The 16,238-nt window shown below is 47.1% G+C and carries 16 protein-coding genes and 1 other annotated feature; of the genes, 6 read left to right on the top strand and 10 right to left on the bottom strand.

Features of this window, described 5'->3' with window-relative positions:
* Positions 1 to 18: 18 nt before the first annotated feature.
* From ACUTVW_RS19030 to ACUTVW_RS19015, 4 genes are all read right to left on the bottom strand, one after another.
* On the bottom strand, positions 19 to 540 hold the full coding sequence (locus ACUTVW_RS19030) for a GNAT family N-acetyltransferase (RefSeq protein WP_445647219.1): 522 nt from the start codon (positions 538 to 540) through the stop codon (positions 19 to 21).
* A gap of 95 nt (positions 541 to 635) precedes the next feature.
* Complete coding sequence (locus tag ACUTVW_RS19025; protein WP_445647218.1) at positions 636 to 974, bottom strand: L,D-transpeptidase; 339 nt, start codon at positions 972 to 974, stop codon at positions 636 to 638.
* A gap of 57 nt (positions 975 to 1,031) precedes the next feature.
* Positions 1,032 to 2,006, bottom strand: a complete 975-nt coding sequence (rsgA, locus tag ACUTVW_RS19020; protein WP_445647217.1) for a ribosome small subunit-dependent GTPase A — start codon at positions 2,004 to 2,006, stop codon at positions 1,032 to 1,034.
* A gap of 617 nt (positions 2,007 to 2,623) precedes the next feature.
* Complete coding sequence (locus ACUTVW_RS19015) at positions 2,624 to 3,217, bottom strand: DUF2087 domain-containing protein (RefSeq protein ID WP_445647216.1); 594 nt, start codon at positions 3,215 to 3,217, stop codon at positions 2,624 to 2,626.
* Between the two features lie 178 nt (positions 3,218 to 3,395).
* Here ACUTVW_RS19015 and ACUTVW_RS19010 point away from each other — a divergent pair, with 178 nt between their 5' ends.
* The 3 genes from ACUTVW_RS19010 to ACUTVW_RS19000 all read left to right on the top strand — a co-directional run bounded on the left by ACUTVW_RS19010 (position 3,396) and on the right by ACUTVW_RS19000 (position 5,560).
* Positions 3,396 to 4,415: a YpdA family putative bacillithiol disulfide reductase gene (locus ACUTVW_RS19010; protein ID WP_445647215.1), complete on the top strand. Its 1,020-nt coding sequence runs from the start codon at positions 3,396 to 3,398 to the stop codon at positions 4,413 to 4,415.
* Between the two features lie 5 nt (positions 4,416 to 4,420).
* Positions 4,421 to 4,864 carry a DUF441 domain-containing protein gene (locus ACUTVW_RS19005; RefSeq protein WP_434751610.1) on the top strand — a complete coding sequence of 148 codons (444 nt, stop codon included), beginning with the start codon at positions 4,421 to 4,423 and terminating at the stop codon, positions 4,862 to 4,864.
* Between the two features lie 183 nt (positions 4,865 to 5,047).
* Positions 5,048 to 5,560, top strand: coding sequence for an ADP-heptose synthase (locus tag ACUTVW_RS19000; RefSeq protein WP_445647214.1), 513 nt, complete (start codon positions 5,048 to 5,050; stop codon positions 5,558 to 5,560).
* A 221-nt stretch (positions 5,561 to 5,781) separates the two neighbouring features.
* On the opposite strand, the gene ACUTVW_RS18995 is transcribed toward ACUTVW_RS19000, so the two are convergent.
* Positions 5,782 to 6,231, bottom strand: a complete 450-nt coding sequence (locus ACUTVW_RS18995) for an NUDIX domain-containing protein (protein ID WP_445647213.1) — start codon at positions 6,229 to 6,231, stop codon at positions 5,782 to 5,784.
* Positions 6,232 to 6,283: 52 nt separating this feature from the next.
* Entirely contained in the window at positions 6,284 to 6,580 is a 297-nt protein-coding gene (locus ACUTVW_RS18990; protein WP_445647212.1) for a HesB/YadR/YfhF family protein, read from the bottom strand.
* A 485-nt stretch (positions 6,581 to 7,065) separates the two neighbouring features.
* Here ACUTVW_RS18990 and ACUTVW_RS18985 point away from each other — a divergent pair, with 485 nt between their 5' ends.
* Positions 7,066 to 8,811, top strand: coding sequence for an ABC transporter ATP-binding protein (locus ACUTVW_RS18985; protein WP_445647211.1), 1,746 nt, complete (start codon positions 7,066 to 7,068; stop codon positions 8,809 to 8,811).
* Between the two features lie 12 nt (positions 8,812 to 8,823).
* A complete protein-coding gene (locus ACUTVW_RS18980; RefSeq protein WP_445647210.1) occupies positions 8,824 to 10,917 on the top strand; it encodes an ABC transporter ATP-binding protein in 2,094 nt (697 codons plus the stop codon).
* Between the two features lie 206 nt (positions 10,918 to 11,123).
* On the opposite strand, the gene ACUTVW_RS18975 is transcribed toward ACUTVW_RS18980, so the two are convergent.
* The 4 genes from ACUTVW_RS18975 to ACUTVW_RS18960 form a co-directional block, all read right to left on the bottom strand.
* Entirely contained in the window at positions 11,124 to 11,669 is a 546-nt protein-coding gene (locus ACUTVW_RS18975; protein WP_445647209.1) for a hypothetical protein, read from the bottom strand.
* Between the two features lie 167 nt (positions 11,670 to 11,836).
* A complete protein-coding gene (gene argS, locus ACUTVW_RS18970; protein WP_445647208.1) occupies positions 11,837 to 13,531 on the bottom strand; it encodes an arginine--tRNA ligase in 1,695 nt (564 codons plus the stop codon).
* A gap of 69 nt (positions 13,532 to 13,600) precedes the next feature.
* Positions 13,601 to 13,891, bottom strand: a binding site (T-box leader).
* Between the two features lie 80 nt (positions 13,892 to 13,971).
* Positions 13,972 to 14,307: a four-helix bundle copper-binding protein gene (locus ACUTVW_RS18965; protein ID WP_445647207.1), complete on the bottom strand. Its 336-nt coding sequence runs from the start codon at positions 14,305 to 14,307 to the stop codon at positions 13,972 to 13,974.
* A 72-nt stretch (positions 14,308 to 14,379) separates the two neighbouring features.
* A complete protein-coding gene (locus ACUTVW_RS18960; protein WP_445647206.1) occupies positions 14,380 to 15,468 on the bottom strand; it encodes a CobW family GTP-binding protein in 1,089 nt (362 codons plus the stop codon).
* Between the two features lie 189 nt (positions 15,469 to 15,657).
* On the opposite strand from ACUTVW_RS18960, the gene ACUTVW_RS18955 reads away from it, so the two are divergent.
* A complete protein-coding gene (locus tag ACUTVW_RS18955) occupies positions 15,658 to 16,176 on the top strand; it encodes a MogA/MoaB family molybdenum cofactor biosynthesis protein (RefSeq protein WP_445647205.1) in 519 nt (172 codons plus the stop codon).
* Positions 16,177 to 16,238 lie beyond the last annotated feature (62 nt).

Below are 16,238 nucleotides of genomic sequence, written 5' to 3'. Positions count from 1 at the left end.
TGCCGCCGATCATTTGGACTACATATGATGAAAAGAAGTCAGGTCAGACCAACCATAGGCGACTTCTGCCAGATCTTTTTTCCCCATACGAATCCACTTTGTATGGACAGGAATGCCCCCTAATTTTTCATAAAAACAGCACGCCGGATTTTGCTGCAGAGCCCAAATGATCATACTCCGCATCTGGCATGTCTCAAGATGAAGAACCACCCGCTCGACAAGTTGTCTGCCCATTCCAGACTTCTGATAAGACTGCAACAAGTAAATGGCGTACAGTTCGCCATCATAGGGTAACGCTTGGCGTTCCTTACCTCCACAGGCAAAACCGACAATCTTCCCATCCAGATCCTCAGCGACGATCAAAATCTGATCTTTTTCGCTAGATTGTAACTGCTGCTCCCACTGGGATAATCGGGATTCTGTAGTCAAATGATCCAAAGCATCGTCTGGCACGATTCCCCGGTATGTTGTTTTCCAGCTCTCTGTATGTACGTATGCGATCCCTTGTGCATCCCCTTCACGTGCCAGTCTAATTCGCAAAGACTTCTACTCCCTTTCTTTTGAACTGGATTCTTTTCACATTAAATAGTGTAGTAACATTAAACACTTTCACTATCAAAGAAGCACAATCCGGCCTAAGGCCGGATTGTAACTCGTGTTCCCACAGATACTTTGGAGGACAAATCCAGCACATCCGAATTGTACATGCGTATGCAGCCATGCGATACGGATTTGCCGATCGACCAAGGTTCATTGGTTCCATGAATACCGTAATGCGGTTTGGACAAACCCATCCAGAGCACACCAAAAGGTCCTCCTGGATTCTCTTGTTTGTTGATAATCGTAAATTCACCGCTTGGAGTACTGGTAAGCATCTTGCCTGTGGCTACGGGATACCCCTTCACGACGTGATCTCCATCCAGTAGATATAACATATGGTCAGACAAATCCACGATTATTCTGTAATTCGGCATCACGACATCCCTCCTGCCTTATCCTATGCAAGACAAATACGGATGCCCCGCCTCAACTCAGTCCTGTTCCCAATCTTTGCCCCGCTTTGCATGCTTCGGCTTGCGTGATTGGACCGGTTTGCTTGAAGCTGTACGTTTTCTCGAAGCCACCTCTTCCTTGCGCCGCTGATATTGCAACTCCTTCTGCATCTTGAGAAAATTATTCAACCTCTTCTCGTCCAGTTCACCGTTTTCAATAGCCTCTTTAATTGCGCAGCCCTCTTCCTTCGTATGACTGCAATCCATAAATCTGCACGCACCAGACAACTCTTCAATTTCTCCAAACGCCTGGGAAAGGCCTTCTTCTCCCTCGTCCCAGAGATGAAGTTCGCGCATGCCCGGCGTATCGATCAAGACAGCTCCCTGCGGCAATACAAACATTTCCCGGTGTGTCGTTGTGTGTCTTCCGCGGCTGTCTCCCTCACGAACGGATTGTGTAGCCTGCACATCTTTACCCATCATCCAGTTAACCAGTGTAGACTTACCACTTCCCGAAGAACCCGTGAGCGCTACGGTTACCCCTGGTTTCAAATAAGCTTCCAGGAGTTCTTTCCCTTGTCCTTCCACCGCCGAGATTGCCAGTACCTCCACGCCCGGCGCTATCCCCTCTACCTCGCTGATCCGTTCCTGCACTTCGTCACAGAGATCACTTTTACTCAGAACAATGACGGGTCTAACGCCTCCATTCCAAGCCATCAACACATATCTTTCAAGTCTTCTAAGGTTAAAATCAAAATTGAGCGCTGCAACGATCAGAAGTGTATCTACGTTGGCAGCAATGAGCTGTTCTTTCGTTACAGGTCCAGCCGCCTGTCTGGACACACGGCTTTGACGTGGCAACAGATGATGAATGATCGCTTCCCCACCTGACTCGCGTGTCACGGCTACCCAATCGCCAACGGCTGGTGCCAGTCCAGTCTCCAAACTATCATGCCGAAGTTTTCCCGACACTTTGCCCCAGCATTCTCCGTCGACTGTAATTAGGCGCAGCATGTGCCCGTGATCCGCTATAATACGGGCAGGTTGTCTGGATTCTGATCCCCATTGTTCCTCAGACCACTGCTTCTCCCAGGCCGCAGACCAGCCATAGTTTTCGATACTCTTCTTTTCAATACGTTGATTTAAAATAAATATTCCTCCCAGATGGTTATCTCACTTTTTTCGTTTCGTTCTTGCTCTACGACTTCTTCCAGCATCTCCGATTACAGATCTAAACAAAAAAACCACGAGGTTGTTTGCACCCGTGGCAATACATAGTTACACGAATAAAAGAAAGCTTCCAAAGCATGTTGAATAACGATTATTTACCCATTCCGTTATGCAAATGTCCTGGATCTTCCCCTTACAGGCATACAAAAAAGCCACGGGAACATCTCCCGTGACTTTGTCTGAAGGTATACTCATTATTCGCCAAGACTGGATATCTCTATCCAACTATAGCAAAATTGATATACCTTGATCCGTTCCGGAGACGCTGTTCCTATTCAACTCCACGTATACTGCCGTTAGATTTGTCATTAACATCGCCTCCCTTGTAGAATATGCCATTATGTTACACAGCCTGCTAAGCGTTTGTCAAGCCCGTTCTTTTTTTTGCTGCCGTGCTCTCTTTATTTGACCTGATCCCATCTTGTCCACATTTCTCGAGGATTCAACTCATATACTCCGTCTTCGCGATACATAAACTGATGCATAATAAACTCCCGACGAAGGGTTGCGTAGTCCTCATGATAGTTCTGAATAAACGTATTGATTTCTTTCTCGCTGTATTTGCGTCCAAACTCTAATTGTTCCATCAAATATTCAAGCACAACCAGCTTTTTCTTATACTGTGCTGGAATCTGACGCAGCCGGCCATCTTTGGAGAAAAAGTTTCTCATGATGGACGTTTTAAGGGTCTCATTCACATCTGTCATCTCAGGTTGCTCCTTTCTTTTGAATATAAAATCAACTGAAGCCTGAGCATGTTCACGGATAAAATAAGGGTTCAATGTAAAATAAACCGTATTTCTCTCTCGCCGCTCCTGAATGAGTGCAGCTTCTCTCAGCTTGGCAGCATGATGTGTCACCGTCGGCTGCGACAGATTGAGGCGTTCCGCCAGCCCTTGTCCATTCAGTTCTCCTTCGGAGAGCAGCAACAACATCCGAAGCCGGGTTGGATCGGCCAAGGCTTTGTGATAGGCCACAATTTTCTCCAGTTGCATCGTTATACACCTCGATTCAAATTAGATGATCATCTAATTAGATATTAGCCTTTCCTTTTTGGGAAGTCAATCCAATTAAATGTTTGAATTATTATCACATTGCAGTCCGCGTCAGAACTGGCATTGAAGTGTTATTTACGGTAGGATTATATTGCTTGTATGAAGGAGGATTAAGAACATGGAAGATGTCATTATTATTGGCGGAGGCCCATGCGGTCTATCTGCAGCCATTGAATGTGAGCGGGTGGGATTGTCCGCTGTCATTATTGAGAAACACAATATCGTACAATCCATCTATCTGTATCCAACGCACATGCAGTTCTTCAGTACAGCTGAGCTGCTTGAGATTGGAAACGTGCCGTTCAGCTCCCCGAACGAGAAGCCGTTTCGTTATGAAGCACTAGCCTATTATCGCAAAGTAGCCGAACATTTCGGCCTGCGTGTTCATAATTATGAGGAAGCCCGTGAGATCCAGCGTAAAGAAGACAACACTTTCGAGGTACATACGGTGAATCGGCGCGGTGAAGTCATTATTCATAAAGGCCGCCATGTCGTCGTAGCTACTGGCTACTTTGATCACCCGAATTACCTCGGTATCCCTGGTGAAGACAAGGATAAAGTGACTCATTATTTCCGCGAGGCTCATCCGTACACCCGCACACGTGTAGCCATCATCGGCGGAAGTAATTCAGCTGTCGATGCCGCTATGGAGCTTGTCCGGGTAGGCGCTCATATTGATATGGTCTACCGCGGCACAGGTCTGTCGGAGCATATCAAACCTTGGGTTCGTCCGTTGTTCGAAAGTATGGTTCAGAAAAATCACATTACGCTGCATCTGGGCTCCCGTGTCAATGAAATTCTGGATGACTCGATCCGTATTGTTCATACAGACGGCTCTGAGACTGAACTGGAGAATGACTTTGTGCTCGCCATGACCGGCTTCAGACCAGACCGTCAGTTATTAACTTCCATTGGTGCAGAGATGTCAGAAGATATGGATAAACCATTATACAATCCACAGACAATGGAAAGCAGTGTGCCAGGCATCTACGTGGGCGGTGTTATCGCTTCCGGACGTAATGCCAATGAAGTGTTTATCGAGTCAGGCCGCTGGCATGGACGATACATTGCCGAACATATTATTAGCAAAACAGAAGATCCGAACGGCAAAAATCGCGCTAAGTCTGAGGAGCAATGAAGTCGATGGACATGACCTCTCTCCTGTTGCTTGTGTTTGCGGCGCTTGGCATCATTAGCAGTAATACACCGGTAACTGTTGCGATGGTATTTCTGTTGCTGCTTCGTGTGCTGAACGTGAATCAGGCCTTTCCCTGGCTTGAAAAATACGGGCTCACGCTTGGCATCATCATTCTGACGATTGGCGTAATGGCTCCTCTCGCCAGCGGTAAGATGAGTCTACAGACCATCGGTGAATCGTTCCTGCACTGGAAGTCACTGCTCGCGATCGGGGTTGGTCTGCTTGTCGCTTATCTAGGTGGACGCGGGGCTTCACTGATGACTACACAGCCAACGGTTGTAGCAGGCCTCTTGATCGGTACCGTTCTTGGTGTTGCCTTGTTCAAAGGCGTTCCTGTTGGCCCTTTGATTGCGGCTGGCATCCTGTCCCTGCTTTTAGGCAAATCCTGATCCGCTCGGGAAGCATGTAGGCTTTTGCAAATTGGCTGTATTTCCCACCGCTCTGTGCTATACTTCTATTCATGCAATCAAGTACATGCATCTGCAACAGTCAATGAGCATCTTTCTTCTATTGTCAGATGAACTCTTTCAGCACTTCACGACGTTTATCGTCCTCAGGAGGATTCAGGAACCATGTCACGTCCCTTTGTTACCGAAGCCGTGATGGTGGCCATCTACGGTCAATTACTTTCGCCGCCGGCGCCTGTACAATATATTGTTCCTTACACCACCATCCTTGAACTATACGAATTTCAGAGCAGTGCTGATCCCATGATGGATAATCCCACAGATGACCAGCACGTTAAAACCAAAATCAATGAATTGATCTCCTACTTAGAGGAGCCGTTGAATAAGAAGAAAATTGAACGTGCCCTGGCTGTCCCTTGGGCAAAAAGCCCTTCCATCCTGTTTGGCGATCAAGCCTCCATTACGATTGTTAACGCGATGGATACCGCCCAATATGGAGAGTATTTTGACCCGATTGAGACAGAGCTTATTCTCACATCACAGCGTCTGGACATTCCCATCCTGACCGATCAAGTGGAACTCATTGCCCGAATCATTGAGTCGGAATCACCCGTGCAGGTGTTTGATATTGATGATTTTGATTTTGCCATGGACGACGAGCCACTGGATCAGGTGTAATCGTTAGAGGACATATATGCAAGAGACCTCGACTTCCACTATGTAGTGGAAGTCGAGGTCTCTTTTTGAGTTTACACGCTTCAGTTGCAGATTGTACACACTGCAGCTTCCCAATGCGTGCACCGAAATACAGACTGAAGTTTCATCCTGTCACTTCAGTATTCGTTCGTGTTGCTCCGAGGAGAAATATAACTAGTGTTTATATAAAAATATTACCAAATTCACTTCAAGCCGGACTGTTCCAGTAGCGTTTGGCTAATGTTGTTCATTGGAGGCAGTGCGTTCGAATCAAAAAACTTCAAACCAGCATCGCTGTTTACACGCGCTTCCACAAGGTTATCCTGAATAATTCGGGCTTTGAACAAAGCGATGACATAGTATTCCTCATCCCCGTTCGCATGCACTTTCCGCAATTCCGGGCCAGAGTACAACGCTTCAAAACTCATCAGCTCTGTTGTCCACCCGGTCTCTTCCCAAAGTTCACGATGCGCTGCCTCTTCGATGGTCTCACCAGGGCGCATCTCTCCAACAGGCATACGCCAATGCCCCTGTTCGGCATGCTGGATGAGCAGTAGTTTACCTTGTTCGTTCGCAGCCATCACGGCCGCTTTCACCACTATATTCGCACGTTTGGCAATATATTGGCGTATATCCCGCGCTGGCAGATCCACTCCTCATCCCTCCTTGATCCTCGTGTTGATGTGTTAATATTAGATAGTGTTACTACACTTCAGTGTAACGATATTCAATATCCCGGCCTTCATCGACGACATCCACATGCAGCTGATGCCCTTTCAGATACCAGTAGTCGTGATCTTCCATAAAGAACTGAATGCCGGATACTTCCGTTTGATCCGCAGGATGTCTAGGTTTTTCAACGGCGATTCCCAATGAAAAACCCGGATGAAGACCTCCACCAGAGCTGTAACGGGCAAAAAAGCGGATGCTGTCTCCCTCATTCAGGTTCAATTCTTCTTTGTACCAGCGAGCAGCTTGATCGGATACATGTATGGTACTCATATGATGTCAGCTCCTTTTGTATATATATGTTACATCATATCGCTAGAGCGTCTTGAACACAAACCCTGCAATTCATACATACGCTTACGATATTGTGAAAAATGTTTGACAGATTGTAAAATCCGGTGGTAAGATGCAAACATACGAGGTTTACATTGCATTTATTTCCATTAACAAGAAAGGGTGATTACGGTGTTTAAAAGACATAAGTTGGTTCATATTCACACACAATTGAATACCGGAGTATCCCCGAAATCATTTTTCCGTTCTAAGACAGCACTTCAGGTGTCTCTTTTTTATCAGACCCCTGCCTAGTTTGCTCACAATATCTTATGTACGGCGGCGGCTCTGCTCTCGGAGTCCATGCTGCCGTATGAAGAACCAAGACATACCGCCTGCGTGCGGTGTGTCTTTTTTTGTGAGCATTTATAGCCAAACTGAGCGAAAATCTGCATTTCTTGGACATTGAAAGGAAGGGATAACACTTGTTCTCTGTACTTAAAAACCTGGCCTGGTTCTTCAGGCTGGAACGCAAAAGATACCTCATTGGTGTCATTTTGCTCATCCTTGTGGGCATTGCTGAACTGCTGCCCCCGCGCCTTTTGGGGAACGCTATCGATGAGATCGTGCGCGGCTCCATTACCAGCGCCTCATTAACGCTTTACATTGCACTTATTCTCGGCACGGTCATCATTATCTATCTGACAACGTACATATGGATGCACAGATTATTCGGCGGAGCCAATCTTGTAGAACGCTTGTTGCGCTCTCGCTTCATGGATCATTTGCTGCGGATGACACCGCCCTTTTTTGAAAAAAACAGAACCGGCGATCTCATGGCTCGTGCCACCAATGATCTTCGTTCCATTGCTACGACTGCCGGTTTCGGCATGCTCACCTTAACAGACTCGACAGCATTTCTCTTAACTGTACTGTTCGCCATGGGTTTCCTCGTCAGCTGGAAGCTAACCTTGGCTGCGATTCTGCCCCTGCCTTTTATCGCCATTGCCATGATGATTTATGGTAAAGCTGTGCATCAACGTTACACGTTGGCACAGGATGCCTTCGGTGATATGAATGATCAGGTGTTAGAGTCCATTGCGGGCATCCGAGTTGTACGCGCGTACGTTCAGGAGCGTCTGGACGAGAAACGATTTGCCGACGTTACAGAAGATGTATATCGCAAAAACCTCGCAGTCGCCCGGATGGATGCCTTGTTTGAACCAACCATTAGACTATTCGTAGGCCTAAGTTATGTCATAGCACTGGCCTATGGTATTTATCTTGTATTCCACAATGAAATCACCCTGGGAGACCTCGTATCGTTCAACATGTACCTAGGGATGATGATCTGGCCGATGTTTGCCATCGGCGAATTAATTAACCTGATGCAGCGTGGTAGCGCCTCCCTGGATCGGGTGAACGAAACGTTATCGGTTGAACCCGCTGTTCAGGATAAAGAAAACCCTGTTCACATTACGCAGCCAGACGAAATTTCAATGAAAGATGTGACTTTCAGGTATCCGAGCTCCACTGTAGATAATCTCAGTCATATCAACGTTACACTACAGCGCGGGCAAACACTCGGCATTGTAGGACGTACGGGAAGCGGAAAATCTACACTGCTGAAACAGCTACTGCATGAATATCCTGCCGGTTCAGGTACACTGAGCATTTCGGGACATTCGATCGAGGATATTGCGAAGGATGACTTGCACAGCTGGATTGGATATGTGCCGCAGGAGCAAGTGTTGTTCTCCAAATCGGTTCGTCAGAACATTCAATTCGGTAAGCCGGATGCGTCTGATGATGTCATTATGGAAGCCATTCGAACCGCTGCCTTTGACGGTGATCTCGGAACATTGTCTGACGGCCTCGATACACTCGTAGGTGAGAAGGGTATCGCCCTGTCCGGTGGACAGAAACAGCGTGTATCCCTGGCTCGGGCCTTTATTGCTGATCCGGATATCCTCATTCTGGATGATGCCTTATCCGCCGTTGACGCTCGTACAGAAGCCAAAATCATCGAAAATATCCGCAACAAACGCTCGGGCAAAACAACATTGATCTCGACGCATCGCCTGTCCGCCATTGAACACGCAGATCGGATCATCGTGCTGGAGCACGGTAAAATTACGGAAGAAGGCACTCACCAGGAACTACTCGCCAAGAACGGCTGGTACCGTGAACAATATGAACGGCAGCAGGTGGAGTCCAATCTGTCCACGTAGGAGGTTAACTCATTGAAGTCCAATACAGGTAAAAGGCTGCTGGAATATGCCTTGAAAGCAAAAGGTACATTCATCGCTGCCTTGATCATGTTGACGATTGGTGTTGCGGCTGAACTCGCCGGACCCTTTATCGCCAAATCTATGATTGATAATCATTTGCTCGCCATTGAGCAGCCGTTTTATGAGACAGCCACTTCGAATGAAGCAGCAGTCTATCAAGGAAAAAACTATAAACGCGAAGGATTGTTTGCACCCAACGAAACAAAAGGAACCGAGGTGCGGGTACTGCAAGCTGGCAAAAGCTTTTATTTCGTTAACGAGCCGGTCAGCGCTCCAGAAGGTGACCGTTCGTATGCGAACGGAACCTTGACGGTAACTCGCGCGGGTGAAGTCACCGGGCAATACGCGGCTGTACCGCTGTCTGCCGGCGAACTCTTTGCCTTTTACAAACCTGAGATGCCAAGCATCTATCAATTGATTGTGTATTATCTGATCTTTCTTGTGATCTCCGTTATTATGGAGTTCGGTAAAACCTTCTGGCTGCAATCTTCTGCCAACAAGGTCATCCAGTGGCTTCGCAATGATGTGTACGCGCACATTCAGCGTCTACCCGTGAACTTTTTTGATAACCTGCCCGCAGGTAAAGTCGTATCCCGGGTCACCAATGATACCGAGGCCGTTAAAGATCTGTTCGTTGCCGTGCTGTCCAACTTTTTCTCTGGCATTATTACGATTACAGGGGTGTACGTTGCTCTCTTCATTCTCGATGTTCGCCTGGGTCTGATCTCCCTGTTCGTTGTGCCAATGCTCATTGCTTGGATTGTGCTCTATCGCAAGTTCGCTACCCGTTATAACACGATCATCCGCTCGCGGCTAAGTGAGATTAATGCGATCATTAATGAATCCATTCAGGGTATGTCCATCATTCGAGTGTTCCGCCGTCAGAAGCAAACCCGGCAAGAATTCGAAGAGCTGAATGAAGACTATATGAAACATCAGAACAAGATGCTGAACCTGAACGCATTTACCTCACATAACCTGGTGAATGTGCTTAGGAATATCGCCTTTGCCGTTGTGTTGTGGTACTTTGGGTCAGGCACAATAACCGGCACAAGTATTATTTCACTTGGTGTGTTATATGCCTTTGTTGATGTTCTGGGACGTTTGTTCCAGCCTATCATCGGTATGGTGAATCAGCTCGCAAACCTGGACTCCTCTCTTGTCTCCGCCGGCCGTGTATTTGAGCTGATGGATGAAAAAGGAGAACCGGTTACGGACGGATCGATGCCGAGATACAAAGGAAACGTAGTCTTCGACGATGTGTCGTTTGCTTATAAAAAAGATTATGTGCTGAACAATATTTCGTTCAAAGCATCGCAAGGTCAGACAGTAGCCCTGGTCGGTCACACCGGTTCAGGTAAAAGCTCCATCATTAACTTGCTGTTCCGGTTCTATGATCCGCAAAAAGGTAAAATTACGATTGACGGACAACATGTCACAGAGCTACCTAAACAATGGATTCGGGAGCATATGGGCATTGTGTTGCAAGACCCTTATCTCTTCACAGGTACGATTGCTTCCAACGTCAGTCTGGGTGATGAAAAAATATCCCGGGAACGCATTGAGCAAGCTTTGCGTGATGTTGGGGCAGAACGTATTCTGGCGCATCTGCCAAAAGGCTTTGACGAGCCGGTTGTTGAGAAAGGTAGCACGTTATCTGCCGGACAACGGCAGTTGATTTCTTTTGCCCGCGCACTTGCCTTTGATCCAGCGATCCTGATACTGGACGAAGCGACGGCCAACATTGATACCGAAACGGAAGCACTGATTCAAAACGCACTGGAGGTCCTCAAAAAAGGACGCACCACCTTCATCATTGCTCACCGTCTGTCAACGATTCGCTCCGCAGATCAAATTCTCGTTCTGCATCGTGGAAGAATTGTAGAGCAGGGTGCGCATGAGGAGCTGATGGCACTGAAAGGTCGTTACTATAAGATGTATCAGTTGCAACAGGGGGTTCAAGGAGAAACATCTAACGATGGTTCAGCTCGTTCAGCAGAATCCTTCAGCACAGCTTCTTCATCGCTCGCAGGCGGAAATGCTTAACCTTCTTTGAATCCAATTTGATTCACCAAATGTTATGCAACAGATATACTCAGCCACATATTTAACACATAAAACCCGCTCTGTGCAGCAGCCTTCCGGTTACTGTCCAAGCGGGTTTTGTTATAATCTACGGACTTCCTCTTTAAAGTTTAATTCCAGCCTCTCCGTTCAATATTTATAGATACGTTGGACGGGATGACTAGTGCTTATGCTTCCTCATCCAGTTTCCGTTCTTGTAGACTTCCAGCATGCATTCGTTCCAAAGCAGCCCTTGCCGCTGCAGATTCATCGTTTAATCCCAATGCTGCGATCCAGGCAGTTATATAATGCTGGAGCGTCATCTCCAGTTCCTGTGCACGTTCTTTGAAATCATCCAATTCCTTGATCATACGTGTCCGACCTTCCGGACTGAAGGTTTCATGAATGCGTTCCTTGAAATAATGATGCACGATCCGATTCCGCTGCTGCCATAATTCATTTAATTGGTTCGTTTCTTCTTCCGAAAACGGAAAATGATGCCGTGCTTCATGAATGAGTTGTCCCAGTGAGCTACTCATTTTCCGCTCATACAATTCCTCCAGATCTTCTTCGGATACAACCTTGCCCTGCGATATTTTAGTTAACAAAATTAGATTAACAAGTTGCTGTTCCAGCGCCTGTCCATAATATACGGCCAAGCCGTAATAGGCAAACAGTTCCTTGGAGTGTTCGCTGTCCAGCATGAAATCATTCTGGAAATCCGTGTTATGCATATGCGAGCGCTCCTTTCCATTCCGTGCATCTTGACTGTTTATTATGCCTCTATCGTAACCAAACCGCAAACAACATTCAAGTTGCCGGAAAGGGCGGCGTCTAACTTCGGATCTTCTTAGGGTGTATCCTACCCAAACGAACATGCTGCAGAAATACTAGGGAACCATCACATCCGTTCTGGAGCCTGCACACCCAGTAAGGACAGGTTGTAAGCCAGACGTTCAGCGGTGTGTTTTGCCAGCTTGACCCGAAAAGCTCTGATGTCAGCTGGTGCGTCCGCAATCCGTTCGGCGTGATAGAAACGGTTAAAGGCCTGTGCAACGTCAATCGTGTACTTTGCAATGACCGAAGGTTCGTTGCGAAGCACTGCTTTTTCCAGATAGGACGGGTAGTCACTAAGTAACTTCAACAATGCCCACGATGTATTGCCGACAACAGCCCCTGGATGGTTATTCATACGTTCCTGTTCCTCACTCGATACATTGGCGGCTTTGAGAAGCACACTTTGAATCCGGGCATGGGTATATTGCACATAAGGCCCGGTCTCTCCTTCAAAACTGACCGCATCTTCCAGCGAAAAATCGATATCGTTCATCCGGTTGTTACGCAGATCACCAAAGACAATAGCCCCCACACCAACGGCTTCAGCGACTTGCTCAGCTTGTTCCAGATTCGGGTTTTTTTCCTGTATAATCTGTAAGGCACGAGCGACTGCTTCATCCAATACTTCCTGCAAAAAGACAACCTTCCCTCGACGTGTGGACATCTTACGTCCCTCGAAACGCATCAAACCAAACGGAATGTGCTCACAATTCGCTGCCCAGTCATAGCCCATCTTGGACAATACCGTAAACACCTGATGGAAATGTAGCTTTTGCTCCCCACCAACAACGTATAACAACCGCTCTGCCCGCATCACATCATGACGATAGAGCGCTGTTGCTAAATCCCGGGTTGGGTAGATTGTAGTTCCATCCTTTTTGATGATCAGACACGGCGGCATGTTCTCTTCATCCAACCGTACAACGAGCGCACCCTCACTTTCCTCCAGCAGCCTTTTGTCCTGAAGCTCCCGGGCAACTGCGCCCATTTTGTCATTATAAAAACTCTCACCCAGCGTATGGTCAAAATCCACATTCAAACGTTCATACATCCGGTTAAACTCCTGCATACTCACATTTACAAAGAAAGCCCATAACCGCTGTGCTTCCTCATCTCCCTGCTCCAGCTTGCGGAACCAGTCCCTTGCCTCGATCTCCAGAGACGGATCCTGCTCTGCTTCATCATGGAAACGAACATATAGCTCAAGAGAATTACGGATGGGATCGGCTTGCAGCGTTTCTTCATTTCCCCACCGTTTATATGCCGCGATTTGTTTGCCAAACTGAGTTCCCCAGTCCCCCAGGTGATTCACACTAATGGAGGTGTAACCCGCTTCGTTATAAAGACGATACAATGCTGCACCAATGACAGTGGACCGCAAATGCCCAATGCCAAAAGGTTTGGCGATGTTAGGCGAAGACATATCAATCACAACGCGCGAGCCTTGTCCCAACTGCAGTTTACCAAATGTTTTGCTACCGATCTCCTCAAGCAATGGCAATGCCAGGGCCTCCCGGTCAAAATGGATGTTAACATAAGGCCCCGCAGCCGCGGCAAGCATACCATCATCCTGAAGTGCAGCTGCAATCTCACTGGCAATAGCGACAGGTGCTTTCCTTAGTGTCTTGGCTAACGTAAAGCAGGGAAATGCGGCATCTCCCATCTCCTCCTGCGGTGGAATCTCCAACAATCTCAATACTTCTTCCTCTGTTAGTCCCGTCAACGGGGCAATCTGAACGGCAGCCTGTTTCATTAACACGTCCAACACTCCTTCTCCGAATGATATATCATCTAAAATAAACGCAAAAAAGCTCTCGTCTCTTCAACAATAAGAGACGAGAGCTGTGTTCACAGTTCCCGCGGTACCACTCTAAGTGAACAGTCAACTGAAATGCATCAAACTGCATCGTCAGATAGAACTGTTCCGCTCGGTGCAAGTAACGGTTGCATCCCGGATTACCCTCAAATCCATCAGACATGCTCCAATTCGAGTCATATATGGCTTCGGATAACCATCTCACGGGTGCGCTTCACGCAGATTAACACATACCGGCTTACACCTGCCCCGGCTCGCTGTCATGGCCTGAATCTGGGTTACTCTCCCGATCACGGATATTTCTGTTTCATTCATTTCAGACCATTATACTTATCCTGGTAAGGATTAGCAAGCCTGTTATTTCGTCTAATTGTACATATTGATTAAGCAACCACTGCCATTAAGCGGCAAGCTTCGGCACATTTGCGGCAAGCTTCCGCGCAGGCTTGACAATGAGCATGCCCGTGTTTTCCACATTCGGCTGCGCAGGCTTCACATGCTTTGACACACAGTTCACAGATTTCACTAATAAAGTCACTTCCACGAGTCATTGCTTGTGCAGCAAATGCACAAATGTCAGCACATTCCCGGTTCAAGCGGATACAATCACGCAGCATCGCCAAATCATATTCTTTTAGACTCGATATGTAACATACGTTGCAAGCATTCATGCATTCCAGGCAAGCATCGATACATTGTTGGTATTGTTGTTGTGTCATTTAAAGTTACCTCCCAGGCAAAGTTTGCTATGCTTCTTAATACCCATCAGGAAGGAACTTTGAACCATTAGCCTAGTCTTGTTTTACCGCTTCCATTTCCAGTAGTTGTTCACGAATGGCAGTTTGATCAAAATGCTCGCCAATAAACACAGCTACATTAGGCACATCACCTTGGGGAGTAATCTTCATGTAATCCGATTCACGATAGGCATATTGAAACCAGAATCGGCTTGCGGTATCACTGAATGAAAGGATTCCCTTCGCGCGGTATACATCACGAGGCAAAGCAGCCACGAACTGTTCGAACGCTTCGCTGTTCACAGGCTTGTTGAAATAATGGGTATATACCATAACATGTTCATGTGACGTGTGAGGCTTGGATGAATGCTCGTGTTGGTCACTGTCACGGTGATCCGTGTGATCATGGGCAGGATTGCATCCATGCGTACGACATGCATCTGTATGCACATGAGGTTCTACTACAAGGTTTGACTCGTCACCCGCTGTCCCTGACCGCTCGATGTGTACGTCAGCACCGCTGTGCAGCAAATGTTCCATTTGCACATCGCATTTTACCGTAGGAATTACAGGAGCAAAGCCATTCCATTTATTCAAAAGCTGTTCTAATTCCTGAAGTTGCTCTGCCTGAACCCGATCTGTTTTATTTAAAAGAAGCACGGAAGCACAGCGAATCTGCTCCTGCATCAGTTTGAAGGTTTTACCCTTTTGCTCATTATACAGACCCGACAAATGTGCCGCATCCACCACGGTGATCAAACTTTTTAGCTCCAAGCGTATATATAACGAAGTCTCCGTTACCGCATCCAAAATTTCCATCGGATTCGCCGCACCCGTTGCCTCGATTACGATAACGTCCGGTGACTCTTCCTGAACGAGTTCTGCAAGTTGAAGTCCAAGATCACCGCGTACGGTACAGCAGATACATCCGCCCAACATTTCTGTCATAGGCACTTCCTCATCCACGATCTGGCCATCCAGATTCACTTCACCCAGCTCATTCATTACGACAGCTGGACGCAGATTCTGCTGCTTCCAGTATTCAATGAGTTTGACGAGCAATGTCGTCTTGCCGCTGCCCAAAAAACCGGACAGGATATATACAGGAATGTTTTTTCCTTGTTCATTGATGTTATTCATCATACACACACCTCTCTGCCAATCATGTAACTAGTCTGACTCTATTAAGCGAGTGTACACTATCCTTTAATTATTGTGCAATATGGGCCGTGCCTATGTCGTTCTATACAGCTACTCTGATGAAAACTTCATTGCTTGAATTACATGAATGGTCTATGCTATGAAGACATGTTGATTCAAGGAGGATTTGCAATGACTAATTCAGTTGAACAGCACCGGCAGGAGGCTCCACAAAAGGTAGCCTGCATGATTGTCACGGTCTCGGATACACGCATCAAAGAGACGGATACCAGCGGTCAGTTGATGCACGAGTTGTTGCACCAATCGGGTTATCAGGTCGTGGAGTATATCATTACTCCGGATGAGACCGAACGCATTCAAAGCATTCTGCAAGATGCCGTTGTGCGAGATGATATCGAAGCCGTGCTGTTAAGCGGAGGTACGGGCATCGCTCCACGGGATACTACGTACGAAGCTGTATCTTCTCTGTTAGACAAAGAACTGCCGGGCTTTGGCGAAATATTCCGTTACCTCAGCTATACGGAGGATATTGGTTCGGCGGCTATTCTAAGCCGAGCGGTTGCCGGAACGATCGGGCGTACAGCCGTATTTTCCATGCCAGGCTCTCGCGGAGCCGTTAAACTAGCCATGGAACGTATTATTTTGCCTGAGCTGCGCCATGTCATGCGCGAAATATATAAACCCGTCTGAATGTAAAGTGTACCCTTTGTAAAGGACATTTTGAAAAAAAACTAGGCAACTTGTTGAAGCTG

This window comes from Paenibacillus sp. TSA_86.1 (genome assembly GCF_052691815.1).
Note: the sequence above shows the minus strand (reverse complement) of the source record. Positions and strands in the feature narration are given on the sequence as shown.

Bases quoted from the DNA above. Each gene is read 5' to 3' on its own strand.
- ACUTVW_RS19025 (WP_445647218.1), bottom strand. From the start codon at position 974: ATGCCGAATTACAGAATAATCGTGGATTTGTCTGACCATATGTTATAT.
- rsgA (WP_445647217.1), bottom strand. From the start codon at position 2,006: ATGCTGCGCCTAATTACAGTCGACGGAGAATGCTGGGGCAAAGTGTCG.
- ACUTVW_RS19015 (WP_445647216.1), bottom strand. From the start codon at position 3,217: ATGCAACTGGAGAAAATTGTGGCCTATCACAAAGCCTTGGCCGATCCA.
- ACUTVW_RS19010 (WP_445647215.1), top strand. From the start codon at position 3,396: ATGGAAGATGTCATTATTATTGGCGGAGGCCCATGCGGTCTATCTGCA.
- ACUTVW_RS19005 (WP_434751610.1), top strand. From the start codon at position 4,421: ATGGACATGACCTCTCTCCTGTTGCTTGTGTTTGCGGCGCTTGGCATC.
- ACUTVW_RS19000 (WP_445647214.1), top strand. From the start codon at position 5,048: ATGTCACGTCCCTTTGTTACCGAAGCCGTGATGGTGGCCATCTACGGT.
- ACUTVW_RS18990 (WP_445647212.1), bottom strand. From the start codon at position 6,580: ATGAGTACCATACATGTATCCGATCAAGCTGCTCGCTGGTACAAAGAA.
- ACUTVW_RS18975 (WP_445647209.1), bottom strand. From the start codon at position 11,669: ATGCATAACACGGATTTCCAGAATGATTTCATGCTGGACAGCGAACAC.
- ACUTVW_RS18965 (WP_445647207.1), bottom strand. From the start codon at position 14,307: ATGACACAACAACAATACCAACAATGTATCGATGCTTGCCTGGAATGC.
- ACUTVW_RS18960 (WP_445647206.1), bottom strand. From the start codon at position 15,468: ATGATGAATAACATCAATGAACAAGGAAAAAACATTCCTGTATATATC.
- ACUTVW_RS18955 (WP_445647205.1), top strand. From the start codon at position 15,658: ATGACTAATTCAGTTGAACAGCACCGGCAGGAGGCTCCACAAAAGGTA.